This is a genomic window from Pseudomonas sp. SORGH_AS_0199, assembly GCF_031453735.1.
In the GTDB taxonomy this organism is placed as follows: Bacteria; Pseudomonadota; Gammaproteobacteria; order Pseudomonadales; family Pseudomonadaceae; genus Chryseomonas; species Chryseomonas aestiva.
Genome location: NZ_JAVJAE010000001.1, coordinates 3,706,865 through 3,721,715 on the forward strand (window position 1 = coordinate 3,706,865; position 14,851 = coordinate 3,721,715).

General features: G+C 65.2%; 12 protein-coding genes and 1 tRNA gene. 5 read left to right on the forward strand and 8 right to left on the reverse strand.

The window, feature by feature from the left end:
* The first annotated feature begins 10 nt into the window (after positions 1-10).
* Positions 11-1,126: an FUSC family protein gene (locus tag QE444_RS17340; RefSeq protein ID WP_309740293.1), complete on the forward strand. Its 1,116-nt coding sequence runs from the start codon at positions 11-13 to the stop codon at positions 1,124-1,126.
* Positions 1,127-1,144: 18 nt separating this feature from the next.
* Here the strand turns inward: QE444_RS17340 and QE444_RS17345 are convergent, their stop codons facing one another.
* Positions 1,145-3,037 (reverse strand): alkaline phosphatase family protein, encoded by a 1,893-nt coding sequence (locus QE444_RS17345; protein WP_309740294.1) that lies wholly within the window; start codon positions 3,035-3,037, stop codon positions 1,145-1,147.
* A 138-nt stretch (positions 3,038-3,175) separates the two neighbouring features.
* On the opposite strand from QE444_RS17345, the gene QE444_RS17350 reads away from it, so the two are divergent.
* The gene (locus QE444_RS17350; protein ID WP_309740297.1) at positions 3,176-4,492 is read left to right on the forward strand and encodes a DEAD/DEAH box helicase; all 1,317 of its coding nucleotides are present in this window, start codon (positions 3,176-3,178) and stop codon (positions 4,490-4,492) included.
* A gap of 150 nt (positions 4,493-4,642) precedes the next feature.
* On the opposite strand, the gene cysS is transcribed toward QE444_RS17350, so the two are convergent.
* Both cysS and QE444_RS17360 read right to left on the reverse strand, forming a co-directional pair.
* A complete protein-coding gene (cysS, locus tag QE444_RS17355) occupies positions 4,643-6,028 on the reverse strand; it encodes a cysteine--tRNA ligase (protein WP_309740302.1) in 1,386 nt (461 codons plus the stop codon).
* A complete protein-coding gene (locus QE444_RS17360; protein ID WP_309740304.1) occupies positions 6,028-7,716 on the reverse strand; it encodes a glutamine--tRNA ligase/YqeY domain fusion protein in 1,689 nt (562 codons plus the stop codon). Before QE444_RS17360 ends, cysS begins: the two co-directional genes overlap by 1 nt.
* Before the next feature lie 146 nt (positions 7,717-7,862).
* Between QE444_RS17360 and QE444_RS17365 the strand changes: the two genes are divergently transcribed.
* From QE444_RS17365 to QE444_RS17375, 3 genes are all read left to right on the forward strand, one after another.
* Positions 7,863-8,357 carry a peptidylprolyl isomerase gene (locus QE444_RS17365; RefSeq protein WP_280306354.1) on the forward strand — a complete coding sequence of 165 codons (495 nt, stop codon included), beginning with the start codon at positions 7,863-7,865 and terminating at the stop codon, positions 8,355-8,357.
* Positions 8,354-9,082 carry a UDP-2,3-diacylglucosamine diphosphatase gene (lpxH, locus tag QE444_RS17370; RefSeq protein ID WP_280306353.1) on the forward strand — a complete coding sequence of 243 codons (729 nt, stop codon included), beginning with the start codon at positions 8,354-8,356 and terminating at the stop codon, positions 9,080-9,082. The genes QE444_RS17365 and lpxH overlap by 4 nt, the downstream gene beginning before the upstream one ends.
* A 184-nt stretch (positions 9,083-9,266) precedes the next feature.
* Positions 9,267-10,079 carry an HDOD domain-containing protein gene (locus QE444_RS17375; protein ID WP_187979714.1) on the forward strand — a complete coding sequence of 271 codons (813 nt, stop codon included), beginning with the start codon at positions 9,267-9,269 and terminating at the stop codon, positions 10,077-10,079.
* Between the two features lie 74 nt (positions 10,080-10,153).
* Here the strand turns inward: QE444_RS17375 and QE444_RS17380 are convergent.
* From QE444_RS17380 to QE444_RS17400, 5 genes are all read right to left on the reverse strand, one after another.
* Positions 10,154-10,243: transfer RNA gene (locus tag QE444_RS17380), tRNA-Ser, on the reverse strand.
* A 533-nt stretch (positions 10,244-10,776) separates the two neighbouring features.
* The gene (locus QE444_RS17385; RefSeq protein ID WP_158891243.1) at positions 10,777-11,514 is read right to left on the reverse strand and encodes a proteasome-type protease; all 738 of its coding nucleotides are present in this window, start codon (positions 11,512-11,514) and stop codon (positions 10,777-10,779) included.
* A gap of 97 nt (positions 11,515-11,611) precedes the next feature.
* Positions 11,612-12,412, reverse strand: a complete 801-nt coding sequence (locus QE444_RS17390) for a transglutaminase family protein (RefSeq protein ID WP_187979716.1) — start codon at positions 12,410-12,412, stop codon at positions 11,612-11,614.
* A complete protein-coding gene (locus tag QE444_RS17395) occupies positions 12,409-13,362 on the reverse strand; it encodes an alpha-E domain-containing protein (RefSeq protein ID WP_158891247.1) in 954 nt (317 codons plus the stop codon). Before QE444_RS17395 ends, QE444_RS17390 begins: the two co-directional genes overlap by 4 nt.
* A 62-nt stretch (positions 13,363-13,424) precedes the next feature.
* Positions 13,425-14,834 (reverse strand): circularly permuted type 2 ATP-grasp protein, encoded by a 1,410-nt coding sequence (locus QE444_RS17400; protein WP_187979718.1) that lies wholly within the window; start codon positions 14,832-14,834, stop codon positions 13,425-13,427.
* Between the last annotated feature and the right edge of the window lie 17 nt (positions 14,835-14,851).

Genomic DNA, 14,851 nt, shown 5'->3' on the forward strand with positions numbered 1-14,851 from the left:
TCATGGATCCATGCCACCTTCCCAGGCGTTGTCGGAATTCAGGCAGTTGTTGCGCGATCTGGCGGGAGATCTCCGCCAGTTCGGCCGCGACCGTGGCCGCCTGGTCGACGAACTGGAAACCCTGACCTCGGTCTTGCTGGCGATCCTGCTCGGCCATTTGGCCGGGGTTCAGCATGTCGGTTGGGCGGCTTTCAGCGGCTATATCGTGATGAGGTCAGATGTCCGCGACAGCTGCGCACGCGGCTGCCTGCGAGTGCTGGGTACCTGTATCGGCGCCGCAGGTGCCCTGCTCGTCCTGCGCCACCTGCAGCTGAACCCCTACGAGCAGGCTGGACTGCTGGGCACCGTGGGCAGCATCACCCTCTATCTGACCCTGGTGGGCCGCTATGGCTACGCCTGGTTGCTGGGCGGCCTCACCTACGCCATGGTGGTCCTGGCAAGCCTCCAGGCACCCGCTCAGCTCGAGCAATACGCCCTGTCCCGTCTGTTGGAAGTGGCGCTCGGCACCTCGGCCTGCGTACTGGTGAGCGCGCTTTCCACCTACGGCGTCCGTGCCCGCCTTTGGCCCAGGGTACCGACCACGGTAGCCTCAGCGCCGCGAACCCTGGGTGTCTGGCAACCCTTGGCATTGCGCCATGCGCTGCAGGGCGGTCTGGCCCTGGCCCTGCTGGCGCTGGGCGCGACGGGGAAGATCGCGGTGGACATCAGCCAGGCCGCCATCACCATCCTGGCGGTCATGGTCGTTCCCTTCGACGGCCTGAGCAGCGCCGGCAAGGCAGTCTCCAGAAGGCTGCTGCATCGAATGCTCGGTTGCCTGCTCGGCGGCGGCCTGGCGGCCATTCTGCTGCTGGTTAGCCAGGAAAGTCTCTGGCTGACGCTGGCGGGCGTCGCGCTCGGCGTACTGATCGGCAGACACCTCGAGAACGGCCCGCTCGGTATCGGCTATCTCGGCATGCAGTTCGCGCTGGCGTTTCTGGTGGTGATGGTGCCTGACCACCATGACTATATCGACCCGGTGGCAGGCATGGCGCGGCTGGGCGGTATCCTGCTGGGTTTTCTGGTGCTGGAGCCGGTGTACTGGATCTCGACCTGGCTGATCAGGCGCCTGTCCCCCTCGAGAACCTAGCAAGCGGCCGCGCTGACCTCAGGCCGGGCGTTCGACGAACTCGGTGGCCGGCGAGCCATCGGCATTGTGCTGGCGGATCACCGCCGGCCGCCCTTCCTCGTCCAGCAGCACCTGGCCGATACCGGCGCCGTTCCACAGCCGCTCGCCGGCCTCGCGGCGATCGGGCAGGCGTGGCTGCAGCGCCCAGCGGCGACGCTTGGTGAAGCCGTTGAGCGGCGACCAGGGCGCATAGAGCCAGCGATTGAGCCGGTCCAGGGTCGCCAGCAGGCGCGGCGGAAATTCGTTCTTGATGCCGCTGCTGGTGATCTGCCAGAGCCGCGGCTCGCCCCGTCGGTCACGGATGCGGATGTCGTAGACGAAGGAATAGTGCACGTCGCCGGAGAGCACCACGTAGTTGCCCGGGGTACGCCGGTGGCGAAAGATGTTGAGCATGGTCTTGGCCGCACCGGGATGGGCCATCCAGTTCTCGGCATCCACCATCAGCGGCTGGCCGAACCAGGTGAAGATACGCTGCACCGCCTCGATCAGCTTGACGCCGAACATGGGCGCGGCCGAGACGATCACCGCCGAGGGATGGTCCAGCAGATCCTGCTGCAATTCGCAGAGGGCTTCCCAGTCCATCAGGCCCGACGGATGCTCCAGGCGTCTTTCGCTGCGCCAGCGGCGGGTGCGGGTGTCCAGCACGATCAGCGGCGGATCGGTCTTGAGCACATAATGCCAACCCTGGAAGCGCAGCAGATCATCGATGCAGGTGTTCTGCACCGGGCAATTCAGCGTGCCATCGTCTCCCGCCGTTTCCAGCAGACGGGCCGTAGCTGCCAGCGGCTCGGCCACCGACTCAGGCGCATTGCCCCAGGCCTGGCAGAGCAGATAGGCGAGCAGCGCATTGCCGAGGATACGCCGGGAAAAGGGGTGGCCGTAGGCGGTCTCCTCCCAACGGGCGGACAGATTCCAGTCATCGGTGACGTCGTGGTCGTCGAAGATCATCAGCGTCGGTACCCAGGCCAGGGCCCGTGCCGCCTGGGGCAGGGTCGCGACGAAGCCGTCGATGCAGCGCGATTCGGCGGCGTAACGCTCACTGTCCTTGGCGTCCAGTGCCGGCGGCGGCACCTCGATCAGGCTCCAGGGTGTCGGCGACCAGCAGAGCAGATAGAGCGCCAGCACCTCGCTCAGCGTCACCAGGTGATTGTGCGCATTGGTGGAGGTGAAGATCGGCTTTTCCACTCCGCCGAAGAATTTCTCGCGTAGCGCCCGGTTGGCCTTGAAGGCCGGCAGCAGGTCTTCGCGGTGATAGAGGTTGGCCGGATGGGCCATCAGCGCGTCGCTGTCCGCCACCACCGCGCCTTCGAGACCCTCGCCATGGAGGCCGAGGCGGCGGATCAGTGCCTGCACCGCCAGCAGCATCGGACCCGCGACATCGTCGGCATAGACCTGATCGCCGGTGAGCAGCAGGGCCGCGGGCCGCTCCGCGGGGGCCGTGCAGGCCTGCAGCAGGCGATCCACCGCGATCAGGCCATCGGCCGAGGCATGATGAGGCTTGCGGCAGGAGCCATGGAGCAGGTGATCGAAACGCGCGCGCAGCACGAAGCGTGGCAGCTCGCCCTCGGCGGAGAGCAGGTGTGGCGCCCAGTCGCGGATCCCGCCGCCGGCCAGCCGGACGTCGTACTGGATGAAGGCGTCGACCGGCAACACGACGGCGGGCCGGACGTCGATCAGTTGCAGATAGGCGTACTCGCCCAGGCGCAGGCACCGCACCTCGGCCTGAGCCCCGAGTTCGACCGCGCCCTGCCATAGCCGTGGGACAGGCACCTCGGCCGTGGTGGTCACCAGCCAGAGCAGCAACCGTGAGGCCTCGGTGCGCCGCAGCAGCGGGCCGGCCAGGACCGGGGGCAAGGTAGGGGTAGCGCTCATGGGGTCTCCTGTAGCCACGGAACTGACCACTATGCCGTGCCGGGATTCCGCCTGCAGCCGCCGCTTGGCTACAAAGTTTGAGCACGCGTCACAGTCGGCCTAGAATTCGCTCCCTTTTCGTCGCCTTGCGGGCCCGTCATGACCTTTGCCGACCTCGGCCTCATAGATCCGCTGCTGCAGGCGCTCAGCGCCCTGGAGCACAGCTCCCCTACCCCGATCCAGCGCCAGGCCATCCCGGCGGTGCTGGCCGGTCGCGACCTGCTGGCCGCCGCCCAGACCGGCACCGGCAAGACCGGCGCCTTCGGCCTGCCGCTCCTGCAGCGACTGGTGCAGGAAGGCCCGGCGGTGGCGCCCAACCATATCCGTGCGCTGATCCTCACCCCCACCCGCGAGCTGGCCGAACAGGTCCATGCCAGTCTGCGCGACTACGCCCAGCACCTGCCGCTGCGCACCGCGGTGGCCTATGGCGGCGTCAGCATCAATCCGCAGATGATGAAGCTGCGCAAGGGCGTGGACGTGCTGGTGGCGACCCCCGGGCGCCTGCTCGACCTGTTCAGCCAGAACGCCGTACGCTTCGACCAGGTGCAGCTGCTGGTGCTGGACGAAGCCGATCGCATGCTCGACCTGAGCTTTTCGCGGCAGCTGGGCGAGTTGTTCGTCATGCTGCCGCGCAAGCGCCAGACCCTGCTGTTCTCGGCGACCTTCTCCGACGCCGTGCGCCAGCTGGCCGCGCCCGTGCTGCGCGATCCCCAGACGATCGACGTGAGTCCGCGCAACACCGCTGCCGTCACGGTCAAGCAGTGGGTGGTGCCGGTCGACAAGAAGCGCAAGACCGAACTCTTCCTGCACCTCCATCGCAGCGGTCGCCACGGCCAGGTGCTGGTGTTCGCCAAGACCCGCAAGGGTGTGGAGCAACTGGTGGAGGCGCTGCAGGCCGAAGGTCTGACCGCGGAATCCATCCATGGCGACAAGCCCCAGCCCGCGCGGCTGCGCGCCCTCGCGCGCTTCAAGGCCGGCGAGGCCGACATCCTGGTGGCCACCGACGTGGCTGCGCGTGGCCTGGACATCCAGGACCTGCCGCTGGTGGTCAACCTGGACCTGCCCATCGTCGCCGAGGACTATGTCCACCGCATCGGCCGGACCGGGCGTGCCGGCAACCAGGGCCAGGCCGTGTCGCTGGTCTGCGCGGATGAAGTGGAGCAGTTAGCCGCGATCGAGACGCTGATCGGCCAGGTCCTGCAGCGCCGCGACGAACCGGACTTCATCCCCGATCACCGGGTCCCGGAAACCCGACCCAACGGCCTGGTCGTGAAGAAACCCAAGAAGCCGAAGAAGCCCAAGGTGGGCGCGCCGGTGTCGGACAAACCCCTGGGTCGCTGGGTGGAAGACGGCAAGCCGAAGGTCAAGTCGGTACGTAAGTCGCCCGGTTTGGGCAAGCCGCGCAAAAAGCCCTGAGGTTTGGAGCGATGGACAAGGCTTCGCCGTTGTCCATCCTACGACGCACTCCGTAGTCCGGAAAACCGCGCAGCGTTTTCCGGGGATGGGACGGTGGACCAGGCCAGATCAGCTGGATGACGCAGAACCGTCATCCAGCTGATCGCAGACCTATTCCACCAGGCGCCAGGTGGTGCCGCCCTTGCCGTCTTCCAGCACCACACCGAGAGCGGTGAGCTGATCGCGGATGCGGTCGGATTCCGCCCAGTTCTTTTCCGCGCGCGCGCTCAGGCGCGCCTGGATCAGGGCCTCGACCTCGGCCGCATCCACCCGCCCCGCCGCGTCGGCGCGCAGGAAGGCTTCCGGCTCCAGTTGCAGCACGCCGAGTACATCACCCAGTTCGCGCAGCCGCCCGGCCAGGCCAGCAGCCGCGGCAGGATCGCTCTCGCGCAGGCGGTTGATCTCGCGGGCCAGCTCGAACAGCACGCCGCAGGCACCGGCGGTGTTGAAGTCGTCGTCCATGCACTGGGCGAAGCGCTCGGCATAGCTTTCGCCGCCCTGCGCCGGCGCCTGGGGCAGGCCCTTGAGCGAGTGGTAGAAGCGCTCCAGAGCACCCTTGGCCTCGCGCAGGTTGTCTTCCGAGTAGTTGATCGGACTGCGGTAGTGACTGGCGATCAGCAGGTAGCGCACCACCTCGGGGTGGTACTTTTCCAGCACCTCGCGCAGGGTGAAGAAGTTGCCCAGCGACTTGGACATCTTCTCGCCATTGATGGTGATCATCCCGCAATGCAGCCAGGCGTTGGCGTAGGTCTTGCCGGTGGCCGCCTCGCTCTGGGCGATCTCGTTCTCGTGGTGCGGGAATTCCAGGTCGTTGCCGCCGCCGTGGATGTCGAAGGTCTCGCCCAGGCAGCAGGTGGACATTACCGAGCACTCGATATGCCAGCCCGGCCGCCCGGCGCCCCAGGGCGACGGCCAGCTCGGCTCGCCCGGCTTGGCGGCCTTCCACAGCACGAAGTCCAGCGGATCTTCCTTGGCTTCGCCCGGCTCGATGCGGGCACCGATGCGCAGGTCCTCGATGCGCCGCCGCGACAGCTTGCCGTAGCCGGCGAAGCGATTGACCCGGTAGTAGACGTCGCCATTGCCCGCGGCATAGGCGTAGCCCTTGTCGATCAGTGTCTGGATCATGGCGTGCATGCCGTCGATGTGCTCGGTGGCGCGCGGCTCCTGATCGGGCTTGCGGATATTCAGCCGCGCCTCGTCCTCGTGCATCGCCTCGATCATCCGCGCCACCAGGTCGGTGAACGGCTCACCGTTGGCGTTGGCGCGATTGATGATCTTGTCGTCGATGTCGGTGATGTTGCGCACGTAGGTCAGGTCGTAGCCGCTATGACGCAACCAGCGGGTGATGACGTCGAAGGCCACCATGCTGCGACCATGGCCCAGGTGGCAATAGTCGTAGACGGTCATGCCGCAGACGTACATCCGCACCTGCCCCGGCACCAGCGGCGTAAAGGCTTCCTTGGTCTTGGTCAGGGTGTTGTAGAGGTGCAGCGCCATCATTGCCCCCAGGAATCGCGCAGGGTCACGGTGCGGTTGAACACCGGCTTGCCGGGCGCCGAATCCCTGGGATCGACGCAGAAGTAGCCCTCGCGCTCGAACTGGAAGCGGTCTTCCGGCCGGGCCTGAGCCAGCGACGGCTCGGCGCGGCAGCCCTGGAGCACCACCAGGGAGTCGGGGTTGATGTTGTCGAGGAAGCTGCCGCCCTCTTCGCTCTTCTCCGGCTGCGCCGAACGGAACAGACGATCGTAGAGGCGCACCTCGCACTCCACGCTGCCCTCGGCCGGCACCCAGTGGATCACGCCCTTGACCTTGCGGCCCTCGGGATTCTTGCCGAGGGTGTCCGGGTCGTAACTGCAGCGCAGTTCGACGACGGTGCCGTCGGCGTCCTTGATGGCTTCGTCGGCGCGGATTACGTAGCTGCCGCGCAGGCGCACCTCGCCACCCGGCTCAAGGCGCTTGTAGCCCTTGGGCGGATTCTCTTCGTAGTCACCCTGGTCGATGTACAGCTCGCGGGTAAAGGGCAGCTGGCGCACACCCAGATCCTGCTTGGGATGGCGCGCCAGTTCCAGATTCTCGACCTGGCCCTCGAGGTAGTTGGTGATCACCACCTTGAGCGGCTTGAGCACGCACATGGCGCGCGGGGCGTTCTGGTCCAGGTCCTCGCGGATGGCGAATTCCAGCATGGCCACGTCGACCACGCCGTTGGAGCGGGTCACACCGATCATCTCGCAGAAGTTGCGGATGGCGGCCGGGGTGTAGCCGCGACGGCGATAGCCCGACAGGGTCGACATGCGCGGATCGTCCCAGCCGTGTACGTGGCCTTCGTCCACCAGCTGCTTGAGCTTGCGCTTGCTGGTGACGGTGTAGTTCAGGTTGAGGCGGGCGAATTCGTACTGGCGTGGCTGGGCCGGCACCGGCAGCTTGGCCAGGAACCATTCGTACAGCGGGCGATGGTCCTCGAACTCCAGGGTGCAGATGGAGTGGGTCACGCCTTCCAGGGCATCGGACTGGCCATGGGTGAAGTCATAGCTCGGATAGATGCACCAGGCATCGCCTGTCTGGTGGTGATGGGCGTGGCGGATGCGATAGAGGATGGGATCGCGCAGGTTCATGTTGGGCGAGGCCATGTCGATCTTGGCGCGCAGCACCTTTTCGCCGTCCTTGAATTCGCCGGCCTTCATGCGGGCGAAGAGGTCCAGGTTCTCGGCCACCGAACGGTCGCGGAAAGGACTGTTGCGACCCGGCTCGGTGAGGCTGCCACGGTATTCGCGGGCCTGCTCGGGGGTGAGGTCGCAGACATAGGCCAGACCCTGCTCGATCAGGTTGACGGCCCAGGCGTAGAGCTGGTCGAAGTAGGCGGAGGCGTAGCGCACCTCGCCGGCCCAGTCGAAGCCCAGCCAGTGCACGTCGCTCTTGATGGCGTCGATGTATTCCTGGTCTTCCTTGGCCGGGTTGGTGTCGTCGAAGCGCAGATGACAGTCGCCGCCGAATTCCTTGGCCAGGCCGAAGTTCACGCAGATCGACTTGGCATGACCGATGTGCAGGTAGCCGTTGGGCTCGGGCGGGAAACGGGTGACGATCTTGGCCTGCTTGCCGGCGTCCAGGTCAGCCTGGACGATCTGCCGCAGGAAATGCGCGGGGGCGGCTTTGGCGGCGGTGGACGAGTCGGAAGTCGGCTTGCTCATGGGATCCTTAACTGGGCAGACGCACGGCCAGGGTAGGCCGGGCAAAGGTAAACCCGTATCATAGCCCAACCCGTCAAGTCCCGGCGAAACCCTTGAGGCCCTCGCCGGGTCTGGATGCTGTCCCCCTTAGCTACGGATTCGCTGCCATGATCAAGCTGCACACCAACCACGGCGTCATCACCCTGGAACTCTTCGAGGACAAGGCGCCCGAAACCGCGGCCAACTTCAAGGAATACGTCAGGAGCGGTCACTACGACGGCACCATCTTCCACCGTGTGATCAGCAACTTCATGGTCCAGGGCGGTGGTTTCGAGCCGGGCATGAAGCAGAAGCCGACCCGCGCCCCGATCAAGAACGAGGCCAACAACGGCGTCTCCAACGCGATCGGCACCGTCGCCATGGCCCGCACCATGGACCCGCACTCCGCCTCGGCGCAGTTCTTCATCAACGTGTCCGACAACACCTTCCTCAACCATACCGCGCCCACCAGCCAGGGCTGGGGCTATGCGGTGTTCGGCAAGGTCGTCGAGGGCATGGACGTGGTCAACGCCATCAAGGGCGTCGCCACCACCAGCAAGGCCGGTCACCAGGACGTGCCGAGCGAAGACGTGATCATCGAGAAGGCCGAGATCGTCGAGTGATTTTACTGGTCTCCGACCTGCATCTCGAACTGCAACGCCCGGACCTGGTCCGGGCGTTTTTGCATCTCCTCGAAACCCGTGCCCGCGGTGCCGAGGCCCTGTACATCCTTGGCGACCTGTTCGAAGCCTGGATCGGCGACGACGCCATGGGTGCCTTCGAGCAGGAAATCGCCACCGCCCTGCGCCAACTGGCCGACAGCGGCACGGCCGTCTACCTGATGCATGGCAATCGCGACTTCCTCATTGGCAAGGCCTTCTGCCGCCAGGCCGGCTGCCGCCTGCTGCCGGATCGCCATATCGCCGACTTCCACGGCCGCCGGGTGCTGCTGATGCATGGCGACACCCTCTGCACCCGTGACGAGGGCTACCAGAAGCTGCGCCGCATCCTGCGCAACCCCCTCACCCTCTTCGTCCTGCGCAACCTGCCACTGGCCAGCCGCCAGAAGCTGGCACGCAAGCTGCGCAGCGAGAGTCGCCAGCAGACCCGGGCCAAGGCCATGGACATCACCGATGTCACCGAGGCCGAGGTCGAGCGGGAAATGCGCGCCGCCCGGGTGACGACGTTGATCCACGGCCATACCCACAGGCCCGCCCGCCATGAACTCCTGCTCGATGGCCAGCCGGCCGAACGTATCGTGCTGGGCGATTGGGACCGTCGCGGCTGGGTGCTGGAAGCCAGCGAAGCGGGCCTGACCCAGGTCGATTTCGCCCTCGACGAACGGTAAGGGCGTAGCCAGGCAGGCCTGGCTCGCTGGCGGCAGGTCCCTGACCAGCAAAGCAATTTTTCCCGGCTAGCCGGTATTGGCCGCCCGGGCTGCGACCGATCGTCACATGACAGCTACAGAAATCCGCGCAGGCGACCGATGACGAGGGTGTAAGGAGATGTAACCCTTTTCCGCGGAGACGCCCATGCAACTCGACACCCTCTTTGCCCAGCTGCACAACCTGCCCAACGTTCCCGAGGTGGCGCAGGTTCTGATCCGGCAGTTCGACGACCCCAACACCAGCATCGAAACCCTGTCGCGCACCGTGGCGCGCGATCCGGTCATCGCCGCCAAGGTACTGCGCCTGGCCAATTCGGCGCGCTTCCGCGGCGCCCGTGAATCCACCAGCATCGAAGACGCCGCCCTGCGTCTGGGCTTCAACACCCTGCGCACCCTGGTGCTGGCCTCGGCCTTCGCCAGCGGCTTCAAATCCGCGCCCGGCTTCGATCTGCAGGCCTTCTGGTACAACAGCTTCCTGGTCGCCAGCCTGTGCAAGCCGCTGGCCAAGCAGGCCGGCCTGGATCAGGAAACCGCCTTTACCTGCGGCATGCTGCATGACATTGGCGAGTTGCTGATCCAGAGCGGCGCGCCGGAGCTGGCGCCGAGCCTGGCCGGTCGCGCCACTGCCAGCAGCCATCGCGCCGCGGACGAAACCCTGCAATTGGGATTTGGCTATCCGGAGGTAGGCGCCGAGCTGGCGCGCCGCTGGCAGCTGCCCCAGGTGCTGCGCGACGCCATCGGCTACCAGGCGCGCCCGTTGCAGGCACCGGAAAGCAATGGCTATGCGCTGATCGTGGCCCAGGCGGTCGCCGTGGCCGAGGTGCTCCACGAGAACGCCGGCGACAGCAAGGTGCAGGACCTGAGCGGCCCGCTGTTCGCCAGCATCGACCTGGCGCAGCTGAGCGCAGTCCTGCCCAACGCGCGGGATACCGCCGCGACCTTCGCCCAGGCCGCCTGATTTCTGGATGGCCTGGCCAAATCGCAGGCAAGAAAAAACCCCTGGAGCTGGGCTCTCAGGGGTTCTCTCAGATCTGGCGGTGAGGGAGGGATTCGAACCCTCGATAAGATTTCTCCTATACACACTTTCCAGGCGTGCTCCTTCAACCGCTCGGACACCTCACCAGATTTGCTCGGCGGCTGCATCTGCATCACCGAGGCGCGCAACTATAGGCAAAGGCGATTTCGATGGCAAGCTTTTTCTTCAATCTATTCATGCATTTGCATTCACGACCTGGAAGGTGCTCCGCCCTGCCCCGTTCACGGGATGACCGGTTGGTCGCTTTCCCCGCCCTCAAGGTCATTGATACCTCCGACCAACGGTAGCGTCGCAAGCATTTTTCTAATCGGCTGAAAGCAAAGGAAAAATTGCCTGGTACGACATTTCTGATAACCGCCTGGCCGGTTACCGACACAAAACTGAAATTTATGTTCTATAGCTACTGGATAGTGCTCAAGCCTGCGGGTATCAGTAATTGCATGCCGCTGTTGCGCAAGCGCTTCCCGCTGAAGACGTAAAGGCTCTAAACAGCTAACAATAAAGGCCCCGAGTCATGTTCAAGAATCCCGTCCCCAAGTGGCGTCAGGCGAGTTTCGTGCTCATCGTCACCACCGTAGTGCTGGTCATCCCCAACCTCTCGCGGTTCGTTGGCTGATCCCTAGCGCCAATAGTCCGCAGGGGCTGCCGGCAAGGCTGCCAGCAGATCCCGCAATCCCTCCCCCCAGCCCTTGCGCAAGGCCTGGAAGTAGGGATCGTGTTCGTCGATCCGATGACTGCTCACCTGCGCCAGTCGATCACGCGGATAGACCACCAGATCCAGCGGTAGCCCAACCGACAGATTGCTGCGAATGGTGGCGTCGTAGGACAGCAGCGCGCAGCGCAGGGCTTCCTCCAGCGGCGTCGCGAAGGTCAGCGCCCGATCCAGGATGGGCTTGCCGTATTTGCTCTCGCCGATCTGGAAGTAAGGCGTGTCCTCGGTGGCACTGATGAAGTTGCCGTGGGGATAGAGATTGAACAGCTCCGGCTCCGCGCCGCGGATCTGCCCACCCAGCAGAAAGGAACAGCTCAGGTCCAGGCCGTGCCCCTGGGGCGCATCCTCGGCGTCACGTTGCAGGACCTCGCGCAGGGTCTGGCCCAGCAGTCGGGCGGCGTCGTACAGGGTGGGCACCCCGTGGAGGTTGTCCCGCTCGCTGTCCAGCCGTTGTCGGAGGAGACTTACGACCGCCTGGGAGGTGGCCAGATTGCCCGCTGACTGGATGGCGATCAGGCGCTCGCCGGGGATCCGGAACAGATGCAGCTTGCGGAAGGTAGCGATGTTGTCGACCCCGGCATTGGTGCGGGAGTCGGCGACGAATACCAGGCCATCTTGCAGTTTCATGGCGACGCAATAGGTCATGCGAACCTCGGGTGATGGAACGGTCAACGCAACAGGCCCGACCCCAAAAGAAAAGACGGCCCGTGGCCGCCTTCTCGTCTGCTGTGGGCAGCGCTGATTATTGCTGTTGCTGCACCTGCTGCAAGGGCTCGACCAGTACCTTGGCCTCCATGTGCTCCACCCCGCCACCGCGGCGCATGCCGCGCACCGGACAGGCATCCAGGTAGTCCAGGCCGATGGCCAGGCGCAGGTGCCGCTCCGGTCGGATCAGGCGATTGGTGACGTCATAGCTGTACCAGGCGCCGTCGTGCCAGGCTTCCGCCCAGGCGTGGCTGGAAAGGTGCGCGCTGTCATCGGTGCACAGATAGCCAGACACATAGCGTGCCGGGATGCCCAGGCTGCGGGCGCAGGCCAGGAAGGCATGGGCATGGTCCTGACAGACCCCGGCCCCCTTGGCGAAGGCCTGGGCGGCATTGCCGTCCACCTCGGTGGAGCCGGGCACATAGGTCATGCGCTCGTGCAAATGCTCCATCAGCTGGATCAGGGTGGCGCGATCCCGGCGACCGTCGCAGACCTCGCGGGCGAAGGCGGTAAGCGCCTCGTCGGCCTCGGTCAGCCGGGTCTGACGCAGAAAGGGAAAGGCCGAGGCCTGGCACGGTTCCGCCTCGAAGGTCTCGTCGATCTCCACCTGGCCGCTGGCGGTGATGGTGATGGCGTCGTGCGGGGTGTCCAGGGTCAGCACATGGAGAATGTTGCCGAAGGGATCGCGCTGCGCGAGCGCCGGGCGTGGCAGTGCCAGCTCCCAGCTGAGAATCTTCTGTCGCGCGTCGTCCTGTGGCGTGAGACGCAGGTACTGGATGCTGGCGCGGACCAGGTCGGCGTAGCGATACAGGGTTTCGTGATGGATCGCGAGTCTCATACGATCTCCAGGTAAGCGGTGTTGATGCCACTGCCGAGTTGGCGGACGTGGACAATGAAATCGCCGATCCAGGCATGCAGGCCTTCTTCGAGCACCTCGTCGATGCTGGTGTAGCGCAGGCGTGCCTCCAGGCCTGCCGCCAGGCGCTTGGCCTCGCGACCGTTCTCGCCGGGCAGACTGACCAGCACCCGGTGCAGCTCGATCACGCAGGCCAGCAGCGAGCGCGGCAGGTCTTCCTGCAACAGCAGCAGCTCGGCGCCGTTGCGCACGTTGAGGGCATCGCGATAGAGCTCGGTATAAGCCTCGAAGGCGCTCAGGGCGCGTAGCAGGGCGCTCCACTGATAGAAGCCGCGGGCGGAGGCATCGCTGATGGCTTCCGCTTCCTCTTCGCCGAGCACCTGGTAGCGAGCGTCGAGCATGCGCAGGGTGTTATCGGCGCGTTCGACGAAGGTACCCAGGCGGATGAAGCGATAGGCGTCGTTTCTCATGATGGTGCCGACGGTGGCGCCACGGAACAGGTGGGAACGCTCCTTCACCCACTCGCAGAAACGGCTGATGCCGAAGCGGATCAGGCCGGTGACGGCGATCTCGCGCATCTCCAGCCAGGTGGAGTTGACGTTCTCCCACATGTCGGCGGTGATGCGCCCACGCACCGCGTGGGCATTGCTGCGCGCAGCCTGCAGACAGCAATAGATGCTGCCAGGGTTGCGCTCGTCCAGGGCGAAGAAGTGCAGCAGGCGCTCGGGGTGCAGGGCCCCGTGCTTTTCCCGGTAGTCATCCAGGGTGCCGGTGATGAGCAGTGGCATGGCCAGTTCATCCAGGCCTCCGCCCTGCCCGCTCTGCGGCATCATCGACAGCGAATAGCTGACGTCCAGCATCCGCGCGAGATTCTCGGCGCGCTCCAGGTTGCGGGACATCCAGTACAGATCGGCAGCGGTACGACTCAACATGGTGGGGTCGCCTTTCAAAGGTCCTTGCGGGGCCGCCGGAGCGGCCACTGTTCTGTGGCGATCTAGTCCTGGACCACCCAGGTGTCCTTGGTGCCGCCGCCCTGGGAGGAATTCACCACCAGCGAGCCTTCGCGCAGGGCGACCCGGGTCAGGCCACCAGGCACCAGACGCGTCTTGCGCCCGGACAGCACGAAGGGCCGCAGGTCGATGTGGCGCGGCGCGATGCCGTTCTCGACAAAGGTCGGGCAGGTGGACAGCGACAGAGTCGGCTGGGCGATGTAGGCACTGGGGTTGGCCTTGAGCCGCGCGCGGAAGGCTTCGATCTCCAGGCTGCTGGCGGTGGGGCCGACCAGCATGCCGTAGCCGCCGGAACCATGGACTTCCTTGACCACCAGCTCGGGCAGGTTGGCCAGCACATGGGACAGTTCGTCCGGCTTGCGGCACTGCCAGGTGGGCACGTTATAGAGGATGGGTTCTTCGCTGAGATAGAAGCGGATCATCTCCGGCACATAGGGATAGATCGACTTGTCGTCGGCCACCCCAGTACCTATGGCATTGGCCAGGATGACATTGCCGGCGCGATAGGCGGCGAGCAGACCGGGCACGCCGAGCATGGAATCGGGATTAAAGGCCAGCGGGTCGAGGAAGGCGTCGTCGAGACGCCGATAGATGACATCGACCTTGCGGAAGCCAGAGGTGGTACGCATGAACACCTGCTCGTCACGCACCAGCAGATCGGCACCCTCCACCAGCTCCACGCCCATCTCGCGCGCGAGGAAGGCGTGTTCGAAATAGGCGCTGTTGAAACGACCCGGGGTAAGGACAACCACCGTGGGGTTGTTGACCGGGGTGGAGCTGCGCAGGGTATCGAGCAGGATGTTCGGATAGTGGTCGATGGGCGCGATGCGCTCCAGGGTGAACAGCTCGGGAAACAGCCGCATCATCATCTTGCGGTTTTCGAGCATGTAGGAGACACCGCTGGGGGTGCGCAGGTTGTCTTCCAGCACGTAGTAGGCGCCATCGCCATCTCGTACCAGATCGACCCCGGCGATATGGGCGTAGATGCCATTGGGCAGGTCCAGCCCCTGCATGGCCAGCTGATACTGGTCGTTGGCCAGCACCTGCTCGGCGGGAATGACCCCGGCCTTGATGATGCGCTGGTCATGATAGAGGTCGTGCAGAAAGAGATTCAGCGCCTGGACACGCTGGATGCAGCCGCGTTCGATGATCTGCCATTCGCTGGCGGGAATGGCGCGCGGCAAGGCGTCGAAGGGAATCAGGCGTTCCGTGCCCTGTTCGTCGCCATAGAGGGTGAAGGTGATCCCGGCGCGATGGAACAGCAGATCGGCTTCACGCCGACGCTGGGCCAGGAGTTCCGGGGGTGTCTCGCTCAGCCACTGGGCATAGCGACCATAATGCGGTCGACACTGTGCCTGGACGTCATACATCTCGTTATACAGTTGGCGGCTCATGCCGATCTCCTTGTCAC

Excerpts from the sequence above, each read along its gene's own strand:
- QE444_RS17340 (WP_309740293.1), top strand. The coding sequence starts at position 11 with ATGCCACCTTCCCAGGCGTTGTCGGAATTCAGGCAGTTGTTGCGCGAT.
- QE444_RS17345 (WP_309740294.1), bottom strand. The coding sequence starts at position 3,037 with ATGAGCGCTACCCCTACCTTGCCCCCGGTCCTGGCCGGCCCGCTGCTG.
- QE444_RS17350 (WP_309740297.1), top strand. The coding sequence starts at position 3,176 with ATGACCTTTGCCGACCTCGGCCTCATAGATCCGCTGCTGCAGGCGCTC.
- cysS (WP_309740302.1), bottom strand. The coding sequence starts at position 6,028 with ATGGCGCTGCACCTCTACAACACCCTGACCAAGACCAAGGAAGCCTTT.
- QE444_RS17360 (WP_309740304.1), bottom strand. The coding sequence starts at position 7,716 with ATGAGCAAGCCGACTTCCGACTCGTCCACCGCCGCCAAAGCCGCCCCC.
- QE444_RS17365 (WP_280306354.1), top strand. The coding sequence starts at position 7,863 with ATGATCAAGCTGCACACCAACCACGGCGTCATCACCCTGGAACTCTTC.
- QE444_RS17375 (WP_187979714.1), top strand. The coding sequence starts at position 9,267 with ATGCAACTCGACACCCTCTTTGCCCAGCTGCACAACCTGCCCAACGTT.
- QE444_RS17385 (WP_158891243.1), bottom strand. The coding sequence starts at position 11,514 with ATGACCTATTGCGTCGCCATGAAACTGCAAGATGGCCTGGTATTCGTC.
- QE444_RS17390 (WP_187979716.1), bottom strand. The coding sequence starts at position 12,412 with ATGAGACTCGCGATCCATCACGAAACCCTGTATCGCTACGCCGACCTG.
- QE444_RS17395 (WP_158891247.1), bottom strand. The coding sequence starts at position 13,362 with ATGTTGAGTCGTACCGCTGCCGATCTGTACTGGATGTCCCGCAACCTG.
- QE444_RS17400 (WP_187979718.1), bottom strand. The coding sequence starts at position 14,834 with ATGAGCCGCCAACTGTATAACGAGATGTATGACGTCCAGGCACAGTGT.